Origin of the sequence: Desertihabitans aurantiacus (assembly GCF_003344635.1) — a bacterium.
In the GTDB taxonomy this organism is placed as follows: Bacteria; Actinomycetota; Actinomycetes; order Propionibacteriales; family Propionibacteriaceae; genus Desertihabitans; species Desertihabitans aurantiacus.
This window is the reverse complement of sequence record NZ_QPKK01000013.1, coordinates 15,000-34,290: the sequence shown is the minus strand read 5'-3', so window position 1 is coordinate 34,290 and position 19,291 is coordinate 15,000. Positions and strand designations below refer to the sequence as shown.

Below are 19,291 nucleotides of genomic sequence, written 5' to 3'. Positions count from 1 at the left end.
CGGCCGACGGCGGGCAGCGGGCGCCGGGGCGGGGACGCCGACCTCCTGCGGTCGGGCCAGCTCGGTGGCGGTCACGGTCGTCCGCCCGGGTCCGGGGTGGGACGGTCGACCGGCGCGCGGTGCGGGGCGGGGTGGCGCCGCCGGGCACGGGCGACCCGGAGATGGGTGCTCATGGGGTGGGTCCTCCACAACGTCGTGGCTTTGACAGCGCTTACCGTTACATCGTTGTAAGCGGACGTCAAGGGGTGGCTCGGATCCGCTGGGGAGGCTCAGCCGGTCGGCAGGTCGTCGAGCGGCAGCGGGCCGGTGCTGTCGCGCAGGACGAGGGTGGAGGCGATGGTGCGGCGCTGCGGGGCACGGGAACCGTCGGCGATCCGGGCCGCGAGCAGGTCGAGCGTGGTGGCCGCCAGCTGTTCGTGGTCGAAGGTGACGGTGCTGAGCGAGGGGTGGGTCCAGCGGCCGACCTCCAGGTCGTCGAACCCCGAGACCGCCACCTGCGAGGGGATGTCCAGCCCGGCCCGGGCGAGGGCGCCCATCGCGCCGAGGGCGAGGCTGTCGTTGAAGCAGACGACGGCGTCCGGCGGCTGCGCCCCGGAGGCCAGGTGCGCGAGCACCGCGTCGTGACCGCCCCGGCTGTTCCAGTGCGCGCTGGGGATCTCATCGGCCGGGTCGGGCTCGATGCCGGCCGCGCGGAGGGTGTCGCGGTAGGCCGCCAGCCGCAGCTGGGAGGTGGCCGAGGCCATCACACCGAGGACGGCCACCCGGCGCCGTCCGGCACGCAGCAGACCTTCGACCAGGGTGCGCAGCGCGGCCTGGTCGATCCCGACGTGGTCGACGCTCGGGAGCTCGACCTCGCCGATGAGCACCAGCGGCGGCAGCGAGTCGGCCTGCTGGATGGTGGAGAGGTCGATGTGCACCGGGTTCAGCACCAGGCCGTCGACGAGCTGCTCGCGGGCCCGGTTGATCAGCGCGGCCTCGCGGTCGGCGCGTGTGCCGGTCTCCTCGACCTGGATGGTCGTCCCCCGCTGCTTGGCGACCCGGACGAACGCCTGCACCACCGCGGCGGAGTAGGGCGCGGCCAGGTCGGGCAGCGCGAGCGCCACCACCCCGGTCCGGCCGTTGCGCAGCCCCCGGGCGGCGAGGTTGGGCACGTAGTCCAGCTCGGCCAGAGCCTGCTCGACCCTCGCCCGGGTCGCCGGGGCCACCGGGACGGTCGCGTTGATGACGTTGGAGACGGTCTTGGGGGAGACCCCGGCCAGCCTGGCGACGTCCTTCACCGTTGCCCGCACCACGCACCTCCTCGCCCCCGCGGGAGTCTAGGAGCAGCGCGCCGTCCGGTGCCGGGTTGTCCGGGGGCGAGAGGGTGGGGGCGTGCAGGAGGTGCTGAGCGAGATCGTCCGGCGGGTGCAGCAGGTGCAACCGGTGCCGTCCCTGGAGCACCAGCTGGTGCTGCTGCTGGTCGCGGCCGTGCTGGTGGTGCCGCGGCCGCTGTGGCGTCTCACCCGGATGCTCGTCACCATCGTCCACGAGGCCGGCCACGCGGTGGTGGCCCTGCTCACCGGACGCCGCCTGGCCGGCATCCGGCTGCACACCGACACCTCCGGGCTGACGGTCTCCCGCGGCCCGTCCCGGGGCCCGGGGATGGTGGCCACCCTGCTCGCCGGCTACCCGGCCGCGGCGGTGCTCGGCGTGGCCACGGCGGCCGTGCTCGGCACCGGGCGGGCGGTGGCGTTCCTGTGGGTGCTGCTGGTGGCGCTCGCGCTGATGCTGCTGCAGATCCGCAACCTGTATGGGCTGCTGGTGCTGCTGGCGGTCGGCGGGGCGCTCGGGGCGGCCACCTGGACGCTGGATGCGCAGCTGCTGTCCTGGCTGGCCCACCTGCTGTGCTGGGTGCTGCTGCTGGCGGCCCCGCGCCCGGTCGTCGAGCTGCTCGCCACGGGTCGGCACCCGGGCTCCGACGCCGGCCAGCTGGCCCGGCTGACCGGTGTGCCCGAGCGGTTGTGGCAGCTGCTCTTCCTGCTCGTGACGACGGCGGCGACGGTGGCCGGGGCGGCGCTGGTGCTGCCGCTGCGGGAGTGGTTCGTGCGGTGGTGGGGGTCGTAGGCTGCCCGCCATGGCGAAGGACGGCATGACGCTCACCCCGGCCGAGCAGGTCAGCACCGCGCCGGTGGTGGCGCTCGGACTGGTCGGCGGGTTCCTCACCGCGCGCGAGTCGGGCATCCGGCCGTTGGGTGGGCTGCTGCTGGCGGCCGCCGGCGCGCTGGCCGGCCGGACCACCATGGCCAAGCGCGGGCCCGGGATGACCGTCGCCCTCGGTGCGCTCTACCTGCTCGGGTTCGGTGCCTCGCACCCGCTGGCGAAGGTGCTCGGGGCCTGGCCGGCGGTGCTGTCGGTGACCGCGGTGAGCGCGGCGGCGCAGCACCTCCTCGTCGACCGCCACCGGCAGCGTCGGTGGAGGCCCTGAGCAGTCAGGACCAGGTCCCGGCGTGCTGCCCACCAGATCCGAGGAGGACGATGTGACCCGACCCACCGAGCGCCCCGGCACCGCCCTGCTCGTCATCGACGTGCAGCGCGGGGTGGTCGCCGAGGCCCACGACCGCGGGGCGGTCGTCGCCAACATCGCGACCCTGGTCGCGCGGGCTCGCTCCGCCGACGTCCCGGTGGTCTGGGTGCAGCACTCCGACGACGAGATGCCGCAGGGCTCGGAGGCGTGGCAGTACGTCGAGGAGCTGCAGCGCGAGGAGCAGGAGCCGCTGGTGCACAAGCGCTACGGCGACGCCTTCGAGGAGACCGACCTGGAGGAGGTGCTGGCCGGGCTGGAGGTGGGCCGGCTGGTGGTCTGCGGTGCCCAGACCGACGCATGCATCCGTTCGACCCTGCACGGGGCGCTGACCCGGGGCTACGCCGCGACCCTGGTCGCCGACGCCCACACCACCGAGGACCTGCGGCCCTGGGGATCCCCGATCGGCCCGGAGCAGGCGATCGCCTACACCAACCTCTACTGGAGCTTCTCGCGTGCCCCCGGGCGAGAGGGCGCGACGGTGACCACCGAGGAGGTCCGCTTCGGCTCCTGAGCGGCCCTGCCGACCACGGCGGCACGGGGTGCTGGCAGCATCGGGCCCATGAACCCACTCGACGTGCTCTTCATCGGCGGCAGCGGCATCATCAGCGCGGCGAGCGTCCGGCTCGCGGTGCAGCGTGGCCACCGGGTGACCGTGCTCAACCGGGGGACCTCGACCACCCGCGAGCTGCCCGCCGAGGTGGAGCGGCTGACCGCCGACGCCACCGACCCGGCCGCGGTGGCCGCCGCGGTCGGCGACCGTGAGTTCGACGCGGTGGCCCAGTTCCGCGCCTTCACCCCCGACCACGTCGAGGCCGACCTGCGCACCTTCGCCGGACGCACCGGGCAGTACGTCTTCATCAGCTCGGCCTCGGCCTACCAGAAGCCGCCGGCCCGGCTGCCGGTGACGGAGTCGACCCCGCTGCACAACCCGTTCTGGCAGTACTCCCGGAACAAGATCGCCTGCGAGGACGTCCTGGTGCGCGCCAGTCGCGCCGGGGAGGCAGCGGTCACCATCGTCCGTCCCTCCCACACCTACGACCACACCCTGATCCCCACCAGCGGGCAGTGGACCGACGTGGCCCGGATGCGCGCCGGCAAGCCGGTGGTGGTGCACGGCGACGGCACCACCCAGTGGACGCTCACCCACACCGAGGACTTCGCGGTCGGTTTCGTCGGGCTGCTCGGCCACCCCGCCGCGATCGGGGACACCTTCACCATCACCGGCGACCACGCCCCGACCTGGGACCAGATCTACACCTGGCTCGGCGCGGCGGCCGGGGTGGAGCCGCAGCTGGTGCACGTGGCCTCGGAGACCATCGCCCGCGCGGTCCCGTCGCTGGGGGACGGCCTGGTCGGGGACAAGGCGCACTCGATGGTCTTCGACTGCGCGAAGCTCCAGGCCCTGGTGCCCGAGTTCGCCACCACGATCCGCTACGACCAGGCCGCCTCCGACCAGGTCGCCTGGTACGAGGCCGACCCCTCCCGCCAGCAGGTGGACGCCGACCTCGACGCGGCCTTCGACCGCCTGGTCGAGTGGGCCGGCACCGTCCCGACCGCCTGACGCCCCCGCGCCGGCCGGGCCTCAGCCCCAGACGTCCCGGCCGGCGTCGGGACGCAGCTCCACCACCAGCGCCCGGTGGTCCGACAGCGGCAGCCGCGGCGCCTCGCTGCGCACCACCTCGCCGAGCCGTCCGCGCAGCAGGATGTGGTCCAGCTGCCGGGTCGGCTCCTCGAGCGGGAAGGTGGGGTGGCTGGCCAGCGGGGTGTAGCCGGTGACCTGCGCCGGCAGTGCGTCGGCCATGTTGAGGTCGCCCATCACCACCACCGGCCCGGGCAGGGTGGCGAGGTCGCGGCGGACCCGCCGCAGCTGCAGCCGGCCCCAGCCGGGGACGAAGGAGAGGTGGGTGTTGGCCACCACCAGGCTGCCGGCGGGGGTGTCGAACTGGCCCACCAGGGCGGTCCGCGGCTCCTCCCGCACCCAGATGAGCTTCCGCGGCTCGCGCAGCCACACCGGGACGGTCGGGCGGATCCGCGGCAGCCGCAGCACCTGCCAGCTGCGGGCGGGGTAGCGCGACAGCAGCGAGATGCCGTAGGACGCCTGGCCCGGCACCTCCCGCTCGGTGGCGGCCAGCCAGGTGGCCCCGGGCGTCCCGGTGAGGGCGGCGGCGAAACGCGAGCTCACCGCACCCATCGCCTCGGCCGCCACCGCGGTCAGGTCGGCCAGGTGGGAGCGGGGCTGGTCGCGGTCGACCTCCTGCAGGGCGAGCACGTCCGGGTCGAGGGTGGTGACGGCCGCCCGCAGCCGGTCGAGGACCACGCTGTCGTCGGCGGGGGTGCGACCGTGCAGGATGTTGAACGTGGCCAGACGCATGAACCGACGGTATCCAGCATGAGCAGCGACCCCGAGACCGAGCCCGGGCTGCGGGCCGCGCTGCGGTCGGCGGCTTCGGCGCTGAAGTCCGACGGCGTCCCGTTCGCCCTCACCGGCGGGTACGCCCTGTGGGTGCACGGGGCGCCGGAGCCGACCCACGACGTCGACTTCGCGGTGCCCGAGGACGAGGTCGAGCGTGCGGCTGAGTCGCTCGCGGCCGCCGGGTTCGAGGTGGAGCGTCCGCCGGAGGACTGGCTGTTCAAGGCCCACCGGGACGGCGCCATGGTGGACGTGCTGCACCGGCTCCAGGGCCACCCCGTCGACTCCCTGGTGATCACCGCGTCGGGTGAGCAGGAGATCCTCGGGCTGCGGATCCCGGTGATGCCGCCGACGCAGATCATGGCGGCCAAGCTCGGCTCGCTGTCGGAGCACTACTGCGACCTGGCACCCCTGCTCGGGGTGGCCCGGGCCGTCCGGGAGCAGCTGGACTGGGGCCGGCTGCGCGACGAGGCGCACGACCAGCCGTTCGCCGAGGCCTTCCTGCTGCTCACCGACCGGTTGGGGATCAGCGGTCCGGCGTCGGGGTAGGCGCCGCGGGCCGGACCCGCGGCACCTACCCCGTCCGGGCTCTCAACCCTGGAGCAGCGACTGCGCCCCGTCGATCCAGATCTCCGAGCCGGAGACGTGGCTGGCGGCGTCGGAGGCGAGGAAGGTGATGAGGTCGGCGACCTGCTCGGCCGAGCCCGACTCCGTCCCGGTCAGCGGGATGGCGCCGTGGGGGAACTCGACCGGGATCATCACGTCGGCGTTGTCGGCCTGGGTGTTGTCGCTGATGTCGGTGTCGATCGCCCCGGGGCAGACCACGTTGACCCGGATCTTGGACGGGCCGAGCTCGACCGCGAGCATCTTGGTCATCGCGACCTGGCCGGCCTTGCTGCTGGAGTAGGCGGTGGCGCCGGTGTTGGAGAACATCCGGGTGCCGTTGACCGAGGCGACGACCACCACCGAGCCGCCGCCCTGGCGGCGCAGGTGCGGCACGGCGTGCTTGATGGTGAGGAAGGTGCCGGTGAGGTTGATGTCGAGGGTGGAGCGGAAGTCGTCGGCGGTGAGGTCCTCGATCCCGGCCCAGCGGCCGTTCACGCCGGCGTTGGCGACCACGACGTCCAGCCGTCCGAACTCCTCGAGCACCTTGGCGTAGGCCTCGACCACCGACTCCTCGTCGCTGACGTCGCCGCTCACCGGCAGCGCCCGCCCGCCGTCGCCGCGGATCTGCTCGGCCAGCTCCTCCAGCTCCTCGGCGGTGCGGCTCACCAGCGCCACGGCGGCGCCCTGGCGGGCCATCAGCCGGGCCGACGCCGCGCCGATCCCGGACCCTGCTCCTGTCACGAAAGCCACTCTGTCGCTCAGCATGGGCCCATCCCAGCAGGTGCGCCGCGGGCGTCCGGCGGCGGGGTTGTCGGTGGCCCGCCCTAGCGTGACCAGCATGAGGTTGAGCCAGGCAGAGAAGCAGGAGTTCCTCGCCGCACCGCACGTCGGCGTGATCGCCGTCCCCGAGCCGCACGGGCCGCCGCTGGCGGTGCCGATCTGGTACCACTACACGCCCGGCGGCGACGTCTGGGTGCTCACCGGCCCGCGTTCCCGCAAGGCCGCCGCCCTCCGCTCGACCGGGACGTGCACGCTGGTCACGCAGACGGTCGAACCGCGCGTCCGCTACGTCAGCGTGGCCTGCCGCCTCGTCGAGGAGCGCCCCAGCACGCCGGACGACCAGCGCGCGATGGCGAGCCGCTACCTGCAGGGCGAGGCCCTGGAGGCCTACCTGGAGCACGCCCGCAGCGACGAGACGCTGTCCTCGGAGGTGGTGGTCGTGCTGCGGCCGACGCGGTGGCTGGGCGCCGACCTCACCCTGGCCTGACGCCCGGACGCCGCGCCGCCCGGCAGCGGCCGGACGGCGCGGCCGGGGGAGTCAGGCGCCCGGGTTGCAGGTCACGCCGGTGGCGTGGATCGGGCAGTAGCCGTTCGGGTTCTTGTCCAGGTACTGCTGGTGGTACTCCTCGGCCAGGTAGAACGGGCCGGCGGGGGCGATCTCGGTGGTGATCTCGCCGTAGCCCGCGCGGCTGAACTCGGCCTGGAACTCCTCGCGCACCCGGCGGGCGGTCTCGGCCTGGGCCTCGTCGGCGGTGTAGATCGCCGAGCGGTACTGGGTGCCGAAGTCGTTGCCCTGGCGCATCCCCTGGGTGGGGTCGTGGTTCTCGAAGAACACCTTCAGCAGGTCGGCGTAGCCGATCCGGGACGGGTCGTAGGCCACCCGGACCACCTCGGCGTGCCCGGTGCGTCCGGAGCAGGTCTCCTCATACGTCGGGTTGGGGGTGTAGCCGCCCTGGTAGCCGACCGCGGTCGAGGTGACCCCGTCCAGCTGCCAGTACAGCTTCTCCGCGCCCCAGAAGCAGCCGAGGGCGAGGTAGGCGACCTCGGACCCGGCGGGCACCGGCTCCAGGGGCGTCCCGAGGACCTCGTGGACGTGCTGCCCGGTGAGGACGGGGGTGTCCCGGCCTGGGAGGGCCCGGTCGGGCTCCACCATGGACTGCTGGGCGAACAGGCGCTCGAACAAGCTTCTCTCCTTGGGGTCGCTGTGCACCTAGGACAACGCCGCCGACGTCGGCTGATTCCCGCCGTCGAGCCGCCAGTCCACCGGCGCCTCGCCCTGCGCGGCCAGCAGCTCGTTGATGCGGCTGAAGGGGCGCGAGCCGAAGAACCCGCGGCTGGCCGAGAGCGGTGACGGGTGTGCCGAGGCGACCACCGGGACGTCGCCCAGCAGGGGCCGCAGCGACTGCGCGTCCCGGCCCCACAGCAGTGCCACCAGCGGGCCGCCCCGGGCCACCAGCGCCCGGATCGCCACCTCGGTGACCCGCTCCCAGCCGCGACCCCGGTGCGAGGCCGGCTGGCCCGGCTGCACCGTGAGCACCCGGTTGAGCAGCAGCACCCCCTGCTCGAACCAGGCGGTGAGGTCGCCGTGCTCGGCGGGCGGGATGCCGAGGTCGGCCTGGAGCTCGGTGTAGATGTTGACCAGGCTGCGCGGCAGCGGCCGGACGTCGGGGGCGACCGAGAACGACAGCCCGACCGGGTGCCCCGGCGTGGGGTAGGGGTCCTGGCCGACCACCAGCACGCGGACCGTCGCCAGCGGCAGCCGGAAGGCCCGCAGCACGTCCGGTCCGGCCGGCAGGTAGCCGCGGCCGGCGGCGACCTCGGCACGGAGGAAGTCGCCCAGCGCGACGATCTCGTCGGCCACCGGCGCCAGGGCCTCGGCCCAGTCCGGGGCGACGAGCTCGTGCAGGGGTCGTGGGCTCACCCGCCGCATGGTGCCACGCTCGCTCCGCTGCGCCCACCCGCCGGGGCGGGGTGACAGACTGCGGCCATGGCATCACGACGCGAGGAGGCCGCTCGTCGCGGCGCGATCCAGAAGGCCGAGCGCGAGCAGGCCGCGATGCAGGCGGCCGCGGCCGACCCGGCCGTGCAGGAGGCCAAGGCGGCCACCCCGTTCACCGAACGCACCGGCGACTTCGGCCGGGCGGTGCCGTTCGGGATCCGGGTCGCCGCCGGCTGGTCCTGGCGGCTGCTGGCGATCGCCGCCCTGGTGATCGGTCTGGGCTGGGCGATGACCTACTTCTCGGGGGTGACCGTCCCGGTGGCGGTGGCGCTGCTGCTGGCCGCGCTGCTGCAGCCGCTGATAGGTCTCCTCACCCGGCACGGCTGGCCGCGGGGCCTGGCCGTCACGCTCGGGGTGGTCGGCGGGTTCCTGGTGGTGGTCGGCGTGCTGGCGCTGATCGTCCAGCAGATCGTGCAGGCCTCCGGTGAGCTCTACGACCAGACGCTGGCCGGGGTGCAGACCTTCCTCACCTGGTTGCAGGAGGGTCCGCTGCCCGTCGACGCGGGCCAGATCCAGCAGTTCGAGGACCGCATCGTCGACTGGGCCCGCAGCTCCCAGGACACCTTCCTGGGCTGGGCGCAGACCGCCGGGGGAGCGGTCGGCAGCTTCTTCGCCGGTCTGGCCATCGCGCTGTTCGCGCTGTTCTTCTTCCTCTACGACGGTCCCCGGATCTGGAACGCGGTGCTGCGGTTCGTGCCCAGGGCGGCCCGCGAGCGGGTGGACGTCGCCTCGCGCACCGGCTGGACCTCGCTGATCTCCTACGTCCGGGCCACCGTGCTGGTCGCCCTGGTGGACGCGGTCGGCGTGCTGGTGGTGGCCCTGGTGCTGCAGGTGCCGCTGGCGCCGGCGCTGGCCGCGCTGGTCTTCCTGGGCGCGTTCGTGCCGATCGTCGGCGCGGTGGTCACCGGGTTCGTCGCGGTGGCGGTGGCGCTGGTGGCCGTCGGCTGGGTGCAGGCGCTGATCATGTTGGGCGGGGTCATCCTGGTGATGCAGCTGGAGGGCAACGTGCTGCAGCCGTTCCTGCTCGGCAAGGCCGTCTCGGTGCACCCGCTGGCGGTGATCCTCGCCATCACCGTCGGGATCACCCTGGGCGGCATCGTCGGTGGTCTGATCGCCATCCCGGTGCTGGCCTTCGTGCAGAGCTTCGTCTCCACGCTGGTCCGTGGCGACGACTTCGGCCGGCTCGCGTTGCCCGAACCGGCGGAGGAGCCGACCACCTGAGAGGGTCACCCCCGAGCGTCCCCTGAGATGAGGAAAGCGGCCTTCCCAGTGTGGCAAGTCGGGTTTAGATTCGTGGCATGAGCCAACCTGACCTGGGTCCGATCCTCGAGGACCTCGCCGCCGGCCGCCTCACCCCGGCCGAAGCCGCCCGACGGATCGACGCCCTCAAGGCCGAGCCCGTCGAGGACGTCCAGCACGGACGTCCCCAGCACGCCACCCACACCTCCGAGCGGGTCTGGCCGCTGGTCGAGGACGACGCCGGCACCGACGAGCCCGATCCCACGCCGACCGGCGCCGCCGAGGAGCCGGCGCGGCCCCGGGAGCAGGAGGACCTCTCCGCCCCCGACCGCGGCAGCGTCAACGGCGTGGACCGGGTCTCGGTGCGCACGGTGGGCCGGCGGGTCCGCATCATCGGCGACCGCAAGGTGAGCACCGCCGCCGTCGACGGGCCCAACGTGGTCCGCCGCAACGGCGACGTGCTGGAGATCACCAGCGAGGGCGAGGTCGGCCCGTCCTTCGACGGGTTCTCGGTGCTCCGCCCGCCGCGCAGCCTGGACGACGTCCGCGCGATGGGCCTGGGCAAGGAGCTGGTGGTCCGGGTCAACCCGGTGCTGGCCGTCGACGCCGAGGTGACCGCCGGCAGCCTGACCACCGAGAAGGTGCCGTGGCTGGGCCGGATCCGGGTCACCGCCGGGGGGGCCAGGATGAGCGAGGTGGCCGAGGTGAACGACGCCCTGGTGCAGGCCGGCCAGGCCACCCTCACCGGGGCCCTGCGCACCGGCCGCTCGCGGGTCAAGGTGGAGTCCGGCTCGCTGACCATCGAGCTCGACGACCGCTCCAACGTCACCATCCGCTCCGACGCCCAGCTCGGCAAGGTCAGCTGGTCCGGCGGTCACACCGGCGCCGGCGACGAGGTGGTCATGGGCCAGGGCAACGCCCGGCTCGACGTCGGCGTGGTGATGGGTCACGCCTCGGTCCGGGTGGGCACCGCGTGACGGCCCCGCGGGCGACCCGGGCCGGACGGGGGTGGCGCCGATGAGCGAGCAGACCGCCCGGCACGGGCACCACGGGCTGCACCCCGCTCCCAGCACCTGCCCGGTGTGCGCGCAGCGGCTGGAGGTGACGCGGCTCGGCTGCCCGGGCTGCGGGACCGAGCTCGCCGGGTTCTTCCAGCAGTGCCAGTTCTGCGCGCTCAGCGCCGAGGACCGCGAGACCCTCAACGTCTTCCTCGCCTCGCGGGGCAACCTGCGCGAGGTCGAGAAGCACCTCGGCGTCTCCTACCCGACGGCGCGGCAGCGGTTCACCCGGCTGCTCGACAAGCTCGGCCTGGGCGAGCCGGCCCCGCAGGTCGACCGGGAGCAGGTGCTGGCCGACGTGGCAGCCGGTCGGACCACGCCGGAGGAGGCGCAGCGGCTGCTGTCCTCCTGAGCGCGGCCGAACACGCACGACGCCCCGGACCCTGAGGCGGTCCGGGGCGTCGTGCGCGAGGTCGGCGGTCGGGTCGGCCCGGGTGGTCAGGAGCGGAAGGGCTCGACGCCGATGATCGTCACCGAGATCGGGCGGCCGTTGGGGGCCTCGTAGGTGACCTCGTCCCCCTTCTTCTTGCCGAGGATGGCGGTGCCCAGCGGCGACTGCGGGCTGTACACGTTGACGGTGTCGGCGGCCTCGTCCAGCCCGAGCACCTCGCGCGAGCCCAGCAGGAAGGTGTCGGTGTCGGAGGTGTCGCCGTCGAAGGCGATGGTCACCTGCGTGCCCGCGGCCACCTCGTCGGGGTCGTCGGGCTGCTCACCCACCTCGGCGCGGCGCAGCATGTCCTGCAGCTGGCGGATCCGGGCCTCCATCTGGCCCTGCTCCTCACGGGCGGCGTGGTACCCGCCGTTCTCCTTGAGGTCGCCCTCGTCGCGTGCAGCGGCGATGCGCTGGGACACCTCGTCGCGACCCACGTTGATGAGGTGGTCCAGCTCCTGGGTGAGCTTGTCGTACGCCTCCTGGGTCAACCAGATGGTGTTCGCGTCGGTCTTGTCCATCGGGAGACCCTAGCAGCGCAGACACCAGCGACCGAAGGGGTCAGGCGACCCTCAGCCTGTCGTTGGCATCTTCTCAGACGCCGCACCCGCCGGTGGGGGCGGGGCGGGCTCATCCGGCGGAGCAGTCCTCCAGGCTCGCGGTGGAGGCCCGCCGGAAGGTCCGCACCCGGACGTCCTGCTGCACCAGCGGCTCGCCGCCGGGGGGCAGCACCACCTCCACCTCGCCGACCCGCTCGAAGTTCTGCGCCGAGGCCACCAGCAGGCAGGACGCCCGCACCCCCGGGTCGGGGCGCTGGATGCTCACCGTCACGTCGAGGTGGGTGTCGCTGATCGTGTAGCGGTCCACCCGTCCGCTGACCTCGGGGGTGGACTGGTCGAGCCCGGCCCACACCAGCCAGGCCAGCAGCAGCACGGCGGTGACGGCGAGCCCCGCCAACCCGGCCGGCCGGGCGAACCAGGACCGCGGGTAGCGCCGCCGGATCCGCTCCCGGTCGGCGTCGGTCAGGGTCGGGACGGGCTCGGGCACCCGTCCATCCTCCCACTCCGGCTCAGGCGCCCCGACCCCTCGGGCTAGCCTTTCGCCCGTGCTCGACCGATCCTCCCGTCCCCGCACCACCACGCCGCTGCGCGTCGACGCCGACGGGGAGCCGCTGCGCCTGCTGCACGTGCACGCCCACCCCGACGACGAGTCGAGCAAGGGTGCGGCCACCACCGCGCGCTACGTGGCCGAGGGCGTGCAGGTGCTGGTCGCCACCTGCACCGGCGGGGAGCGGGGCTCGATCCTCAACCCGGCGATGGAGCGTCCCGACATCCTGGCCAACATCACCGAGGTACGGCGGGCCGAGATGGAACGGGCCCGTCAGCTGCTGGGCGTCGAGCAGGTCTGGCTCGGTTTCGTCGACTCCGGGCTGCCCGAGGGCGACCCGCTGCCCCCGCTGCCGGAGGGCTGCTTCGGGCTGACCGACCCGGCGGAGTCCTGCGCGCCGCTGGTGCGGGTGATCCGGGAGTTCCGCCCGCACGTCATCACCACCTACGACGAGAACGGCGGCTACCCCCACCCCGACCACATCATGTGCCACCGGGTGAGCGTGGCGGCGTGGGAGGCGGCGGCCGACCCGCAGGCCTTCCCCGAGCTCGGCGAGCCGTGGGCGGCGAGCAAGCTGTACTACCACTTCTCCTTCCACTACGACCGCATGCTCGCGCTGCACGAGGCGATGCTGCGGCACGGGCTGGAGTCGCCCTACGCCGAGCGGATGAAGGACTGGACCCGCGACCCCGCCCACCAGGACCGGATCACCACCCGGGTGCCGTGCGCGGAGTACTTCTCCGTCCGCGACGCCGCGCTGCTGGCCCATGCCACCCAGGTCGACCCCCACGGGGCCTGGTTCGCCGTGCCGCTCGACGTGCAGACCGAGGTGTGGCCGACCGAGGACTTCGAGCTGGCGCAGAGCCGGATCGGCCCGACCCGCCCAGAGGGCGGCCTGGAGGACGACCTGTTCGCCGGTATCGCCGTCCCCGCCGTCGGCTGAGCCGATCAGCCGGCCCAGGGTAGGGTCGCCGGCATGGAGCTGGACGTGCCGTCGGACTGGACCCCGCTGGTGCTCGTCGTCGTGATGGTGGCGATCGCCGGGGTGCTGTTCGTGCTGATGCAGCGCCAGATGAAGCGGCTGCACGCCAACTGGTCGGCGCAGAGCCCCGACAGCCCGGACGCCGGGGACGGTGCGGCCCACGACCCGGGAGCCGGGGGCGACGGGCCGGGCGCCGGCGAGCAGGACGGTCGCCGGCGCGGCTGAGCGCGGGAGGTCAGTTGTTCGCGAAGTACAACGAGGTGAGCAGCACGGCGACCACCACGATCCCGGCCAGGAAGATCCAGATCCACCAGGTCTTGCTCTTCGTCACGTCGTCGTCCTCCTCGGGGTCCGCGGACCCGCAGCTGGCTCGGCCGGTCCTGGTTCGGGGCCGGGCACCGGTGCGGATGCGCCGGCACCCCCTGGTTACCCTCCACGGGTGAGCCGTCACGTCCGGCTGGTCTTCGCGTGGGGAGGCCGGACGCGCAGCAACCACGGCCAGGAGCAGCGCAGGCTCACCCGGCAGACGATCGAGCGCCTGACCACCTGAGCCGACCCGCCGTGGCGCGGCCGGGCGTCAGTGGGCGTAGGTGGTGATGCTGATCGCGGCGTAGTGGCAGGCGAAGGCGCCGATGGTGGCGGCGTGGAAGATCTCGTGGAACCCGAACCAGCGCGGGGACGGGTTGGGCCGCTTGCGGGCGTAGACCACCGCGCCGAGGGAGTAGAGCAGGCCGCCGGCCACCACCAGACCGAGCACGACGGGTCCACCGCTGCGGTAGAACTGCGGCAACCATCCCAGCGCGCCCCAGCCCATGCCGAGGTAGAGCACGGTGTAGAGCCAGCGCGGCGCCCCCAGCCAGGCGATCCGGAACACCAGGCCGAGCAGCGCCACCGACCAGATCAGCACCAGCAGGACGGCCTGGGAGGCGCCGGTGAGCATGGTCAGCGCCATCGGGGTGTAGGTGGCGGCGATGAAGACGAAGATGTTCGCGTGGTCCATCCGCCGCAGCACCGCCTCGCCGGCAGGGCTCCAGTAGAAGCGGTGGTAGAGCGCACTGGTGCCGAACAGCAGCAGCGAGGCGGCCAGGAACACCGCGCCGCCGATGCGGCCCGCCGCGGTGGGGGCCAGCACCACCAGCACGACCCCGGCGATGCCGGCCAGCGGCGTCATCCCGAAGTGCAGCCAGCCGCGCAGCCGCGGCTTGATCTCGCGGACCGCCCCGCTGATGGGGTCGGTCCCGGAGTCCTTGGACGAGGACCAGGTCGCCACCGGCTCCACCACCTCCTCCGCACCTCGGTGCGGTTCCAGCTACGTGACCGTAACCTACGGCACCGTAGGAATAGTAGGTCGTCAGCGCCGCGCGTCAAGGCCGGCGCGCAGCACCTCCAGGTACCCAGCGCGTAGAGTCCGACCCATGGTGCGAGCGCTGCGGGTCCGGGAGTGGCTCGACCGCCTGCACCCCGCCGGGCTGCTCTACAGCACCTACGAGCACCGGCTGCTGGCCGAGATCGACCCCCGCCGGCTGCCGCGCCACGTCGCGGTGCTGGCCGACGGCAACCGGCGCTGGGCCCGCCTCAACGCCCCCGGCCAGCCCCTGGTCGCCGGTTACCGCGCCGGGGCGCGCAAGCTGCGCGAGTTCGTCGAGTGGTGCGACGAGGCCGGCATCCGGGTGGTGACGCTGTGGGTGCTGTCCACCGACAACTTCGGCCGCACCACCGACGAGGAGGTGGAGCCGCTGCTGGAGGTGATCGAGCAGATGGTCGCCGACCTCGTGGACGCCGGGCGCTGGCCGGTGAAACCGGTGGGGGCCTTCGACCTGCTGCCCGAGGCCACCGCCGAGCGGCTGCGGGTGGCCGACCAGGAGACCCGCCACATCGAGGGCATGCACATCAACATCGCCGTCTCCTACGGCGGCCGCCACGAGCTGCGCGACGCGGTCCGCTCGCTGCTGGCCGACCACGCCCGCCGCGGCACCTCGATCGAGCAGCTGGCCCGGACCCTGGAGATCGACGAGATCGCCGAGCACCTCTACACCAGCGGCCAGCCCGACCCCGACCTCATCATCCGCACCTCCGGCGAGCAGCGGATGTCAGGGTTCCTGATGTGGCAGTCCGCGCACAGCGAGTTCTGGTTCTGCGACGCGCTGTGGCCCGACTTCCGCAAGGTCGACTTCGTCCGGGCGCTGCGCTCCTACGCCAGCCGGGAGCGCCGCTTCGGCCGCTGAGGCGGTGCGCGCGGCGTCGTCGGAGCAGGTCGCTAGGGTCGGCTGACATGACCGAGCCAGCCCCGAGCGCGCCCGCCGAGCCCGAGCCGCCGACCGCCGTCGCCGACGAGCTGGTCACCACCCGCCACCAGCTGCAGACCCCCGACGGTCCGCTGGCCTACACCGCCCGCGCCGGCAGCGTGGTGCTGTGGGAGGATCACGTCGAGGACGGCGTCTCCAAGGGCCGCCGCCCGCGGGCCCATGTCGGGGTGACCGTCTACACCGCCGACGACGCCGACCCGACCACCCGCCCGGTGACCTTCGCCTTCAACGGCGGCCCCGGCTCCTCCAGCGTCTGGCTGCACATGGGCCTGCTCGGCCCGCGCCGGGTGCTGATGGGCGATGCCGGTGCGCTGGAGACGCCGCCGTACGCGGTGGCCGACAACCCCGAGTCGCTGCTCGCCGTCAGCGACCTGGTCTTCATCGACCCGGTCTCCACCGGTCGCTCGCGGGTCGTGGAGGGGCAGAAGGCCCGCGACTTCCACGGCTTCACCGCCGACCTGGAGTCGGTGGGGGAGATCATCCGGCAGTGGGTCAGCGCCGAGGGGCGCTGGCTCTCGCCGAAGTTCCTGGCCGGGGAGTCCTACGGCACCACCCGGGCCGCCGCGCTGGCCGCCCACCTGCAGGGCGAGTACGGGATGTACCTCAACGGGCTGCTGCTGATCTCCACCGTCCTCGACTTCGGGGTGCTCAACTTCGAGCGCGGCAACGACCGCGCCGTCGCGCTCTACCTGCCCTTCTACGCCGCCACCGCGCACTACCACGGCCGGCACGGCGACCGCCCGCTCGCCGAGGTGCTGGCCGAGGCGGAGCAGTACGCCGCCCGGGAGTACCCCTACGTGCTGGCCCGCGGCTCCCGGCTGGAGGCCGGGGAGCGGGCGCGCGCGGTCGCCACGGTGGCCCGGCTGACCGGGCTCAGCGAGGACTACGTGGACCGGGCCGACCTGCGGATCGAGCACTGGCGCTACTTCGGCGAGCTGCGCCGCGACGAGGGGCTCACCGTCGGACGGCTGGACTCCCGCTTCACCGGCCCGGCCGCCAGCGCGATCGCGGAGCAGATGGACGCCGACCCGTCGATGGACGCCATCCTCGGCCCCTACGCCGCGGCCTACCAGCACTACCTGCACCACGACCTCGGAGTGCGCCTGGACACCCCGTTCCGGGTGTTCGGCAAGGGGGTCATCGAGCAGTGGAGCTACCGCGAGTTCGAGAACTCCCCGGTGGTCGTCACCGACCGGCTGGCCCGGGCGATGCGGCAGAACCCGCACCTGGCCGTGCACGTGGCCTACGGCTACTACGACGGCGCGACGCCCTACTCCTGCGCGGAGGACTCGATCGCCCACCTGCGGGTGCCGGAGGAGCTGCGCGCCAACATCGAGCACCGCTACTACGAGGCCGGCCACATGATGTACGTGCACGAGGAGAGCCGGGTGCGCCAGAGCGCCGACCTGGCCGACTTCGTCCGCCGCCGCAGCCACCGCTGAGCGCGCTCCCCGCGGCGGTCCGGATGACGGCCGGGCAGCAGGCGGATGACGACTCGGTGACGGAGCCGTCCCCGGCGTGTCCGGGCCGGGGTCGGCGCCCCGACGGGCGTAGCGTCGGGGTCACGGGGAGTGGGGAAGCTGCCCGTCCGGAGGCGCACTGCATGGACACCACCGGCTGCTTCGGCGGCCACGGCAGGCCACCCGGCTGACCACGTAGCACCGTGGGGCCGGCGGGTGGTGACGTGCGGTCCCGGACAAGGACTCACTGTGACGATCGAATCCGCCGCGACGCCCGCGTCCGGTCGCAGGACCTACGTCATCGACACCTCCGTGCTGCTCAGCGACCCGCGGGCGCTGTCACGGTTCGCCGAGCACGACGTGGTCCTGCCGGTGGTGGTGATCACCGAGCTCGAGGCGAAACGGCACCACCCCGAGCTCGGCTACTTCGCCCGCTCGGCGCTGCGGCAGCTGGACGACCTGCGGATCGCCCACGGCCGGCTGGACGCCCCGGTCCCGGTGACCGACAGCGGGGGGACGGTGCGCGTCGAGCTCAACCACACCGACCCGACGGTGCTGCCGGCCGGCTTCCGGCTGGGCGACAACGACTCGCGGATCCTGGCGGTGGCGCTGAACTTCCAGGCCGAGGGCTGCGACGTGGTGCTGGTCAGCAAGGACCTGCCGATGCGGGTCAAGGCCAGCGCGGTGGGCCTGCCGGCCGAGGAGTACCGGGCCGAGCTGGCCCCGGCCTCGGGCTGGACCGGGATGGCCGAGCTGGCGGCCAGCCCGGCCGAGGTGGACGCGCTCTACGCCGAGGGTGTCATCGACTCCGACGCCGCCCGCGACCTGCCCTGCCACACCGGTGTCGTGGTGCTCGGCAACGGCACGTCGGCGCTGGCCCGGGTGACGCCGGGCAAGCAGCTCCGGCTGGTCAAGCCCGACCGGGAGGCCTTCGGGCTGCACGGGCGCTCGGCCGAGCAGCGGATCGCCCTCGACCTGCTGCTCGACCCCAGCATCGGCATCGTCTCCATGGGTGGCCGGGCCGGCACCGGCAAGTCGGCGCTCGCGCTGTGCGCCGGTCTGGAAGCGGTGCTGGAGCGTCGCCAGCACTCCAAGGTGGTCGTCTTCCGGCCGCTCTACGCCGTCGGCGGGCAGGACCTGGGCTACCTGCCGGGCACCGAGCACGAGAAGATGGCGCCCTGGGCCCAGGCGGTCTTCGACACCCTCGGCGCGGTCGCCGGCCGCGACGTCATCGACGAGGTGCTCGACCGCGGGATGCTCGAGGTGCTGCCGCTGACCCACATCCGCGGACGCTCGCTGCACGACGCGTTCGTCATCGTGGACGAGGCCCAGTCGCTGGAGCGCAACGTCCTGCTCACGGTCCTCAGCCGGATCGGGCAGGACTCCCGGGTGGTGCTCACCCACGACGTCGCCCAGCGCGACAACCTGCGGGTGGGCCGCCACGACGGCGTGGTCGCGGTGGTGGAGAAGCTCAAGGGCCACCCGCTGTTCGCCCACATCACGCTGACCCGCTCGGAGCGCTCGCCGATCGCGGCGCTGGTGACGGAGATGCTGGAGGGCGAACCCCTCGGCTGACCGGTTCTCGGGGTGGCCCGCGCCACGGGCCACCCCGGCCGTCAGAAACCGTGCAGCACCTGAGAGTTGACCAAGAACTTCTCATCTGCCAGTCTGCTGCGGATGCCTGCCCCTCGACTGCTCCGTGCTGCCGTGGTGGTGGTGGCGACCCTGGTCCTCACCGTGGTGGTGCTGCTGGTGCGGCCCTGGGCCTCGGCGTCAGCCCCCGACGTGCACGGCCAGCAGCCCGCACCGGCGCGCGGCACGGTCTCGAGCGGGGACGTGGAGGGGGCGGCGCGCCGGGCGGCGGTGGAGGACGCGTTCTCCCGGGCCAGCACCCGCGTCCCGGTGGACGAGGCGGTGCTGGAGGCCGAGGCGGCTGCCCGGGCGGAGACCCTGCGCGAGGTCGACGAGCGTCTGACCGCCGACCTGGAACGCGCCCGGCGTGAGGCCGAGCGGGCCGGCTACGACCCCGACCTCACCGACCCCCGCCAGATCGCCCGCCAGCTGGCCGCCTCCCGCCACGGCTGGGACGGCGAGCAGTGGGGGTGCATCGATGCGCTGATCACCCAGGAGTCGTCCTGGGACCCGCTCGCGGTCAACCCGGGCTCCGGGGCGTACGGGCTGGTGCAGGCCCTGCCGGCGGAGAAGCTGGCCACCGCCGGGGACGACTGGCGCACCAACCCGGCGACCCAGCTGCGGTGGGGCTTCGACTACATCGAGCAGCGCTACTCCACACCGTGCCGGGCCTGGTCCTTCCACCGGGCCCACAACTGGTACTGACCCCAGAGACGCCG

Annotated in this window: 23 protein-coding genes; 15 read left to right on the top strand and 8 right to left on the bottom strand. The window is 73.5% G+C overall.

All coding sequences use genetic code 11. The features are described 5' to 3' along the window. Positions 1-269 precede the first annotated feature (269 nt). Positions 270-1,289, bottom strand: coding sequence for a LacI family DNA-binding transcriptional regulator (locus tag DVA66_RS02750; protein WP_114558671.1), 1,020 nt, complete (start codon positions 1,287-1,289; stop codon positions 270-272). Positions 1,290-1,371: 82 nt separating this feature from the next. On the opposite strand from DVA66_RS02750, the gene DVA66_RS02745 reads away from it, so the two are divergent. Genes DVA66_RS02745 through DVA66_RS02730 form a run of 4 tightly spaced genes read left to right on the top strand, consistent with a single transcriptional unit; the run spans position 1,372 to position 4,124 of the window. Continuing rightward, entirely contained in the window at positions 1,372-2,103 is a 732-nt protein-coding gene (locus DVA66_RS02745) for a M50 family metallopeptidase (RefSeq protein WP_232821714.1), read from the top strand. 25 nt (positions 2,104-2,128) lie between these two features. Next, complete coding sequence (locus DVA66_RS02740) at positions 2,129-2,464, top strand: hypothetical protein (protein WP_114558661.1); 336 nt, start codon at positions 2,129-2,131, stop codon at positions 2,462-2,464. A gap of 52 nt (positions 2,465-2,516) precedes the next feature. Further along, positions 2,517-3,074: an isochorismatase family protein gene (locus DVA66_RS02735; RefSeq protein WP_114558660.1), complete on the top strand. Its 558-nt coding sequence runs from the start codon at positions 2,517-2,519 to the stop codon at positions 3,072-3,074. A 48-nt stretch (positions 3,075-3,122) separates the two neighbouring features. Beyond that, complete coding sequence (locus DVA66_RS02730; protein WP_114558659.1) at positions 3,123-4,124, top strand: NAD-dependent epimerase/dehydratase family protein; 1,002 nt, start codon at positions 3,123-3,125, stop codon at positions 4,122-4,124. A 21-nt stretch (positions 4,125-4,145) separates the two neighbouring features. Here the strand turns inward: DVA66_RS02730 and DVA66_RS02725 are convergent, their stop codons facing one another. After that, a complete protein-coding gene (locus tag DVA66_RS02725) occupies positions 4,146-4,934 on the bottom strand; it encodes an endonuclease/exonuclease/phosphatase family protein (protein WP_114558658.1) in 789 nt (262 codons plus the stop codon). An 18-nt stretch (positions 4,935-4,952) separates the two neighbouring features. On the opposite strand from DVA66_RS02725, the gene DVA66_RS02720 reads away from it, so the two are divergent. Next, on the top strand, positions 4,953-5,522 hold the full coding sequence (locus DVA66_RS02720; protein ID WP_114558657.1) for a nucleotidyltransferase family protein: 570 nt from the start codon (positions 4,953-4,955) through the stop codon (positions 5,520-5,522). Positions 5,523-5,564: 42 nt separating this feature from the next. Here DVA66_RS02720 and DVA66_RS02715 read toward each other — a convergent pair whose 3' ends face one another. Then, positions 5,565-6,344 carry an SDR family oxidoreductase gene (locus DVA66_RS02715; RefSeq protein ID WP_114558656.1) on the bottom strand — a complete coding sequence of 260 codons (780 nt, stop codon included), beginning with the start codon at positions 6,342-6,344 and terminating at the stop codon, positions 5,565-5,567. A gap of 73 nt (positions 6,345-6,417) precedes the next feature. Here DVA66_RS02715 and DVA66_RS02710 point away from each other — a divergent pair, with 73 nt between their 5' ends. Then, on the top strand, positions 6,418-6,846 hold the full coding sequence (locus DVA66_RS02710) for a pyridoxamine 5'-phosphate oxidase family protein (RefSeq protein ID WP_157973793.1): 429 nt from the start codon (positions 6,418-6,420) through the stop codon (positions 6,844-6,846). A 51-nt stretch (positions 6,847-6,897) separates the two neighbouring features. Here the strand turns inward: DVA66_RS02710 and msrA are convergent, their stop codons facing one another. Together msrA and DVA66_RS02700 are read right to left on the bottom strand one after the other, a co-directional pair. Continuing rightward, entirely contained in the window at positions 6,898-7,512 is a 615-nt protein-coding gene (msrA, locus tag DVA66_RS02705) for a peptide-methionine (S)-S-oxide reductase MsrA (protein WP_114558669.1), read from the bottom strand. Between the two features lie 57 nt (positions 7,513-7,569). Then, positions 7,570-8,280 (bottom strand): uracil-DNA glycosylase, encoded by a 711-nt coding sequence (locus tag DVA66_RS02700; protein WP_408608885.1) that lies wholly within the window; start codon positions 8,278-8,280, stop codon positions 7,570-7,572. Between the two features lie 66 nt (positions 8,281-8,346). Between DVA66_RS02700 and DVA66_RS02695 the strand changes: the two genes are divergently transcribed. The 3 genes from DVA66_RS02695 (at position 8,347) to DVA66_RS02685 (ending at position 11,007) form a co-directional block, all read left to right on the top strand. After that, the gene (locus DVA66_RS02695) at positions 8,347-9,579 is read left to right on the top strand and encodes an AI-2E family transporter (RefSeq protein ID WP_114558653.1); all 1,233 of its coding nucleotides are present in this window, start codon (positions 8,347-8,349) and stop codon (positions 9,577-9,579) included. A 77-nt stretch (positions 9,580-9,656) separates the two neighbouring features. Then, positions 9,657-10,574 (top strand): hypothetical protein, encoded by a 918-nt coding sequence (locus tag DVA66_RS02690; protein ID WP_232821713.1) that lies wholly within the window; start codon positions 9,657-9,659, stop codon positions 10,572-10,574. 40 nt (positions 10,575-10,614) lie between these two features. Beyond that, on the top strand, positions 10,615-11,007 hold the full coding sequence (locus DVA66_RS02685) for a DUF2089 domain-containing protein (RefSeq protein ID WP_114558667.1): 393 nt from the start codon (positions 10,615-10,617) through the stop codon (positions 11,005-11,007). Positions 11,008-11,093: 86 nt separating this feature from the next. Here DVA66_RS02685 and greA read toward each other — a convergent pair whose 3' ends face one another. Then, the gene (greA, locus tag DVA66_RS02680; protein WP_114558652.1) at positions 11,094-11,606 is read right to left on the bottom strand and encodes a transcription elongation factor GreA; all 513 of its coding nucleotides are present in this window, start codon (positions 11,604-11,606) and stop codon (positions 11,094-11,096) included. A gap of 109 nt (positions 11,607-11,715) precedes the next feature. Further along, entirely contained in the window at positions 11,716-12,132 is a 417-nt protein-coding gene (locus DVA66_RS02675; RefSeq protein ID WP_157973792.1) for a DUF4307 domain-containing protein, read from the bottom strand. A 58-nt stretch (positions 12,133-12,190) separates the two neighbouring features. Here DVA66_RS02675 and mca point away from each other — a divergent pair, with 58 nt between their 5' ends. Then, the gene (gene mca / locus DVA66_RS02670) at positions 12,191-13,135 is read left to right on the top strand and encodes a mycothiol conjugate amidase Mca (RefSeq protein WP_114558651.1); all 945 of its coding nucleotides are present in this window, start codon (positions 12,191-12,193) and stop codon (positions 13,133-13,135) included. 33 nt (positions 13,136-13,168) lie between these two features. Beyond that, complete coding sequence (locus DVA66_RS02665) at positions 13,169-13,399, top strand: hypothetical protein (RefSeq protein ID WP_114558650.1); 231 nt, start codon at positions 13,169-13,171, stop codon at positions 13,397-13,399. Positions 13,400-13,751: 352 nt separating this feature from the next. On the opposite strand, the gene trhA is transcribed toward DVA66_RS02665, so the two are convergent. Then, complete coding sequence (gene trhA / locus DVA66_RS02660) at positions 13,752-14,456, bottom strand: PAQR family membrane homeostasis protein TrhA (RefSeq protein ID WP_232821712.1); 705 nt, start codon at positions 14,454-14,456, stop codon at positions 13,752-13,754. Between the two features lie 133 nt (positions 14,457-14,589). Here trhA and DVA66_RS02655 point away from each other — a divergent pair, with 133 nt between their 5' ends. The 4 genes from DVA66_RS02655 (at position 14,590) to DVA66_RS02640 (ending at position 19,277) form a co-directional block, all read left to right on the top strand. Continuing rightward, positions 14,590-15,399, top strand: a complete 810-nt coding sequence (locus tag DVA66_RS02655; RefSeq protein WP_114558649.1) for an isoprenyl transferase — start codon at positions 14,590-14,592, stop codon at positions 15,397-15,399. Positions 15,400-15,446: 47 nt separating this feature from the next. Then, on the top strand, positions 15,447-16,922 hold the full coding sequence (locus tag DVA66_RS02650; protein WP_114558648.1) for a S10 family peptidase: 1,476 nt from the start codon (positions 15,447-15,449) through the stop codon (positions 16,920-16,922). A gap of 267 nt (positions 16,923-17,189) precedes the next feature. Next, positions 17,190-18,515 carry a PhoH family protein gene (locus tag DVA66_RS02645; RefSeq protein WP_114558647.1) on the top strand — a complete coding sequence of 442 codons (1,326 nt, stop codon included), beginning with the start codon at positions 17,190-17,192 and terminating at the stop codon, positions 18,513-18,515. Positions 18,516-18,617: 102 nt separating this feature from the next. Further along, on the top strand, positions 18,618-19,277 hold the full coding sequence (locus tag DVA66_RS02640; RefSeq protein ID WP_198671414.1) for an aggregation-promoting factor C-terminal-like domain-containing protein: 660 nt from the start codon (positions 18,618-18,620) through the stop codon (positions 19,275-19,277). Positions 19,278-19,291: the final 14 nt, after the last annotated feature.

Excerpts from the sequence above, each read along its gene's own strand:
- DVA66_RS02740 (WP_114558661.1), top strand. The coding sequence starts at position 2,129 with ATGACGCTCACCCCGGCCGAGCAGGTCAGCACCGCGCCGGTGGTGGCG.
- DVA66_RS02730 (WP_114558659.1), top strand. The coding sequence starts at position 3,123 with ATGAACCCACTCGACGTGCTCTTCATCGGCGGCAGCGGCATCATCAGC.
- DVA66_RS02725 (WP_114558658.1), bottom strand. The coding sequence starts at position 4,934 with ATGCGTCTGGCCACGTTCAACATCCTGCACGGTCGCACCCCCGCCGAC.
- DVA66_RS02720 (WP_114558657.1), top strand. The coding sequence starts at position 4,953 with ATGAGCAGCGACCCCGAGACCGAGCCCGGGCTGCGGGCCGCGCTGCGG.
- DVA66_RS02715 (WP_114558656.1), bottom strand. The coding sequence starts at position 6,344 with ATGCTGAGCGACAGAGTGGCTTTCGTGACAGGAGCAGGGTCCGGGATC.
- DVA66_RS02710 (WP_157973793.1), top strand. The coding sequence starts at position 6,418 with ATGAGGTTGAGCCAGGCAGAGAAGCAGGAGTTCCTCGCCGCACCGCAC.
- msrA (WP_114558669.1), bottom strand. The coding sequence starts at position 7,512 with ATGGTGGAGCCCGACCGGGCCCTCCCAGGCCGGGACACCCCCGTCCTC.
- DVA66_RS02695 (WP_114558653.1), top strand. The coding sequence starts at position 8,347 with ATGGCATCACGACGCGAGGAGGCCGCTCGTCGCGGCGCGATCCAGAAG.
- DVA66_RS02690 (WP_232821713.1), top strand. The coding sequence starts at position 9,657 with ATGAGCCAACCTGACCTGGGTCCGATCCTCGAGGACCTCGCCGCCGGC.
- DVA66_RS02685 (WP_114558667.1), top strand. The coding sequence starts at position 10,615 with ATGAGCGAGCAGACCGCCCGGCACGGGCACCACGGGCTGCACCCCGCT.
- greA (WP_114558652.1), bottom strand. The coding sequence starts at position 11,606 with ATGGACAAGACCGACGCGAACACCATCTGGTTGACCCAGGAGGCGTAC.
- DVA66_RS02665 (WP_114558650.1), top strand. The coding sequence starts at position 13,169 with ATGGAGCTGGACGTGCCGTCGGACTGGACCCCGCTGGTGCTCGTCGTC.
- DVA66_RS02655 (WP_114558649.1), top strand. The coding sequence starts at position 14,590 with ATGGTGCGAGCGCTGCGGGTCCGGGAGTGGCTCGACCGCCTGCACCCC.
- DVA66_RS02650 (WP_114558648.1), top strand. The coding sequence starts at position 15,447 with ATGACCGAGCCAGCCCCGAGCGCGCCCGCCGAGCCCGAGCCGCCGACC.
- DVA66_RS02640 (WP_198671414.1), top strand. The coding sequence starts at position 18,618 with ATGCCTGCCCCTCGACTGCTCCGTGCTGCCGTGGTGGTGGTGGCGACC.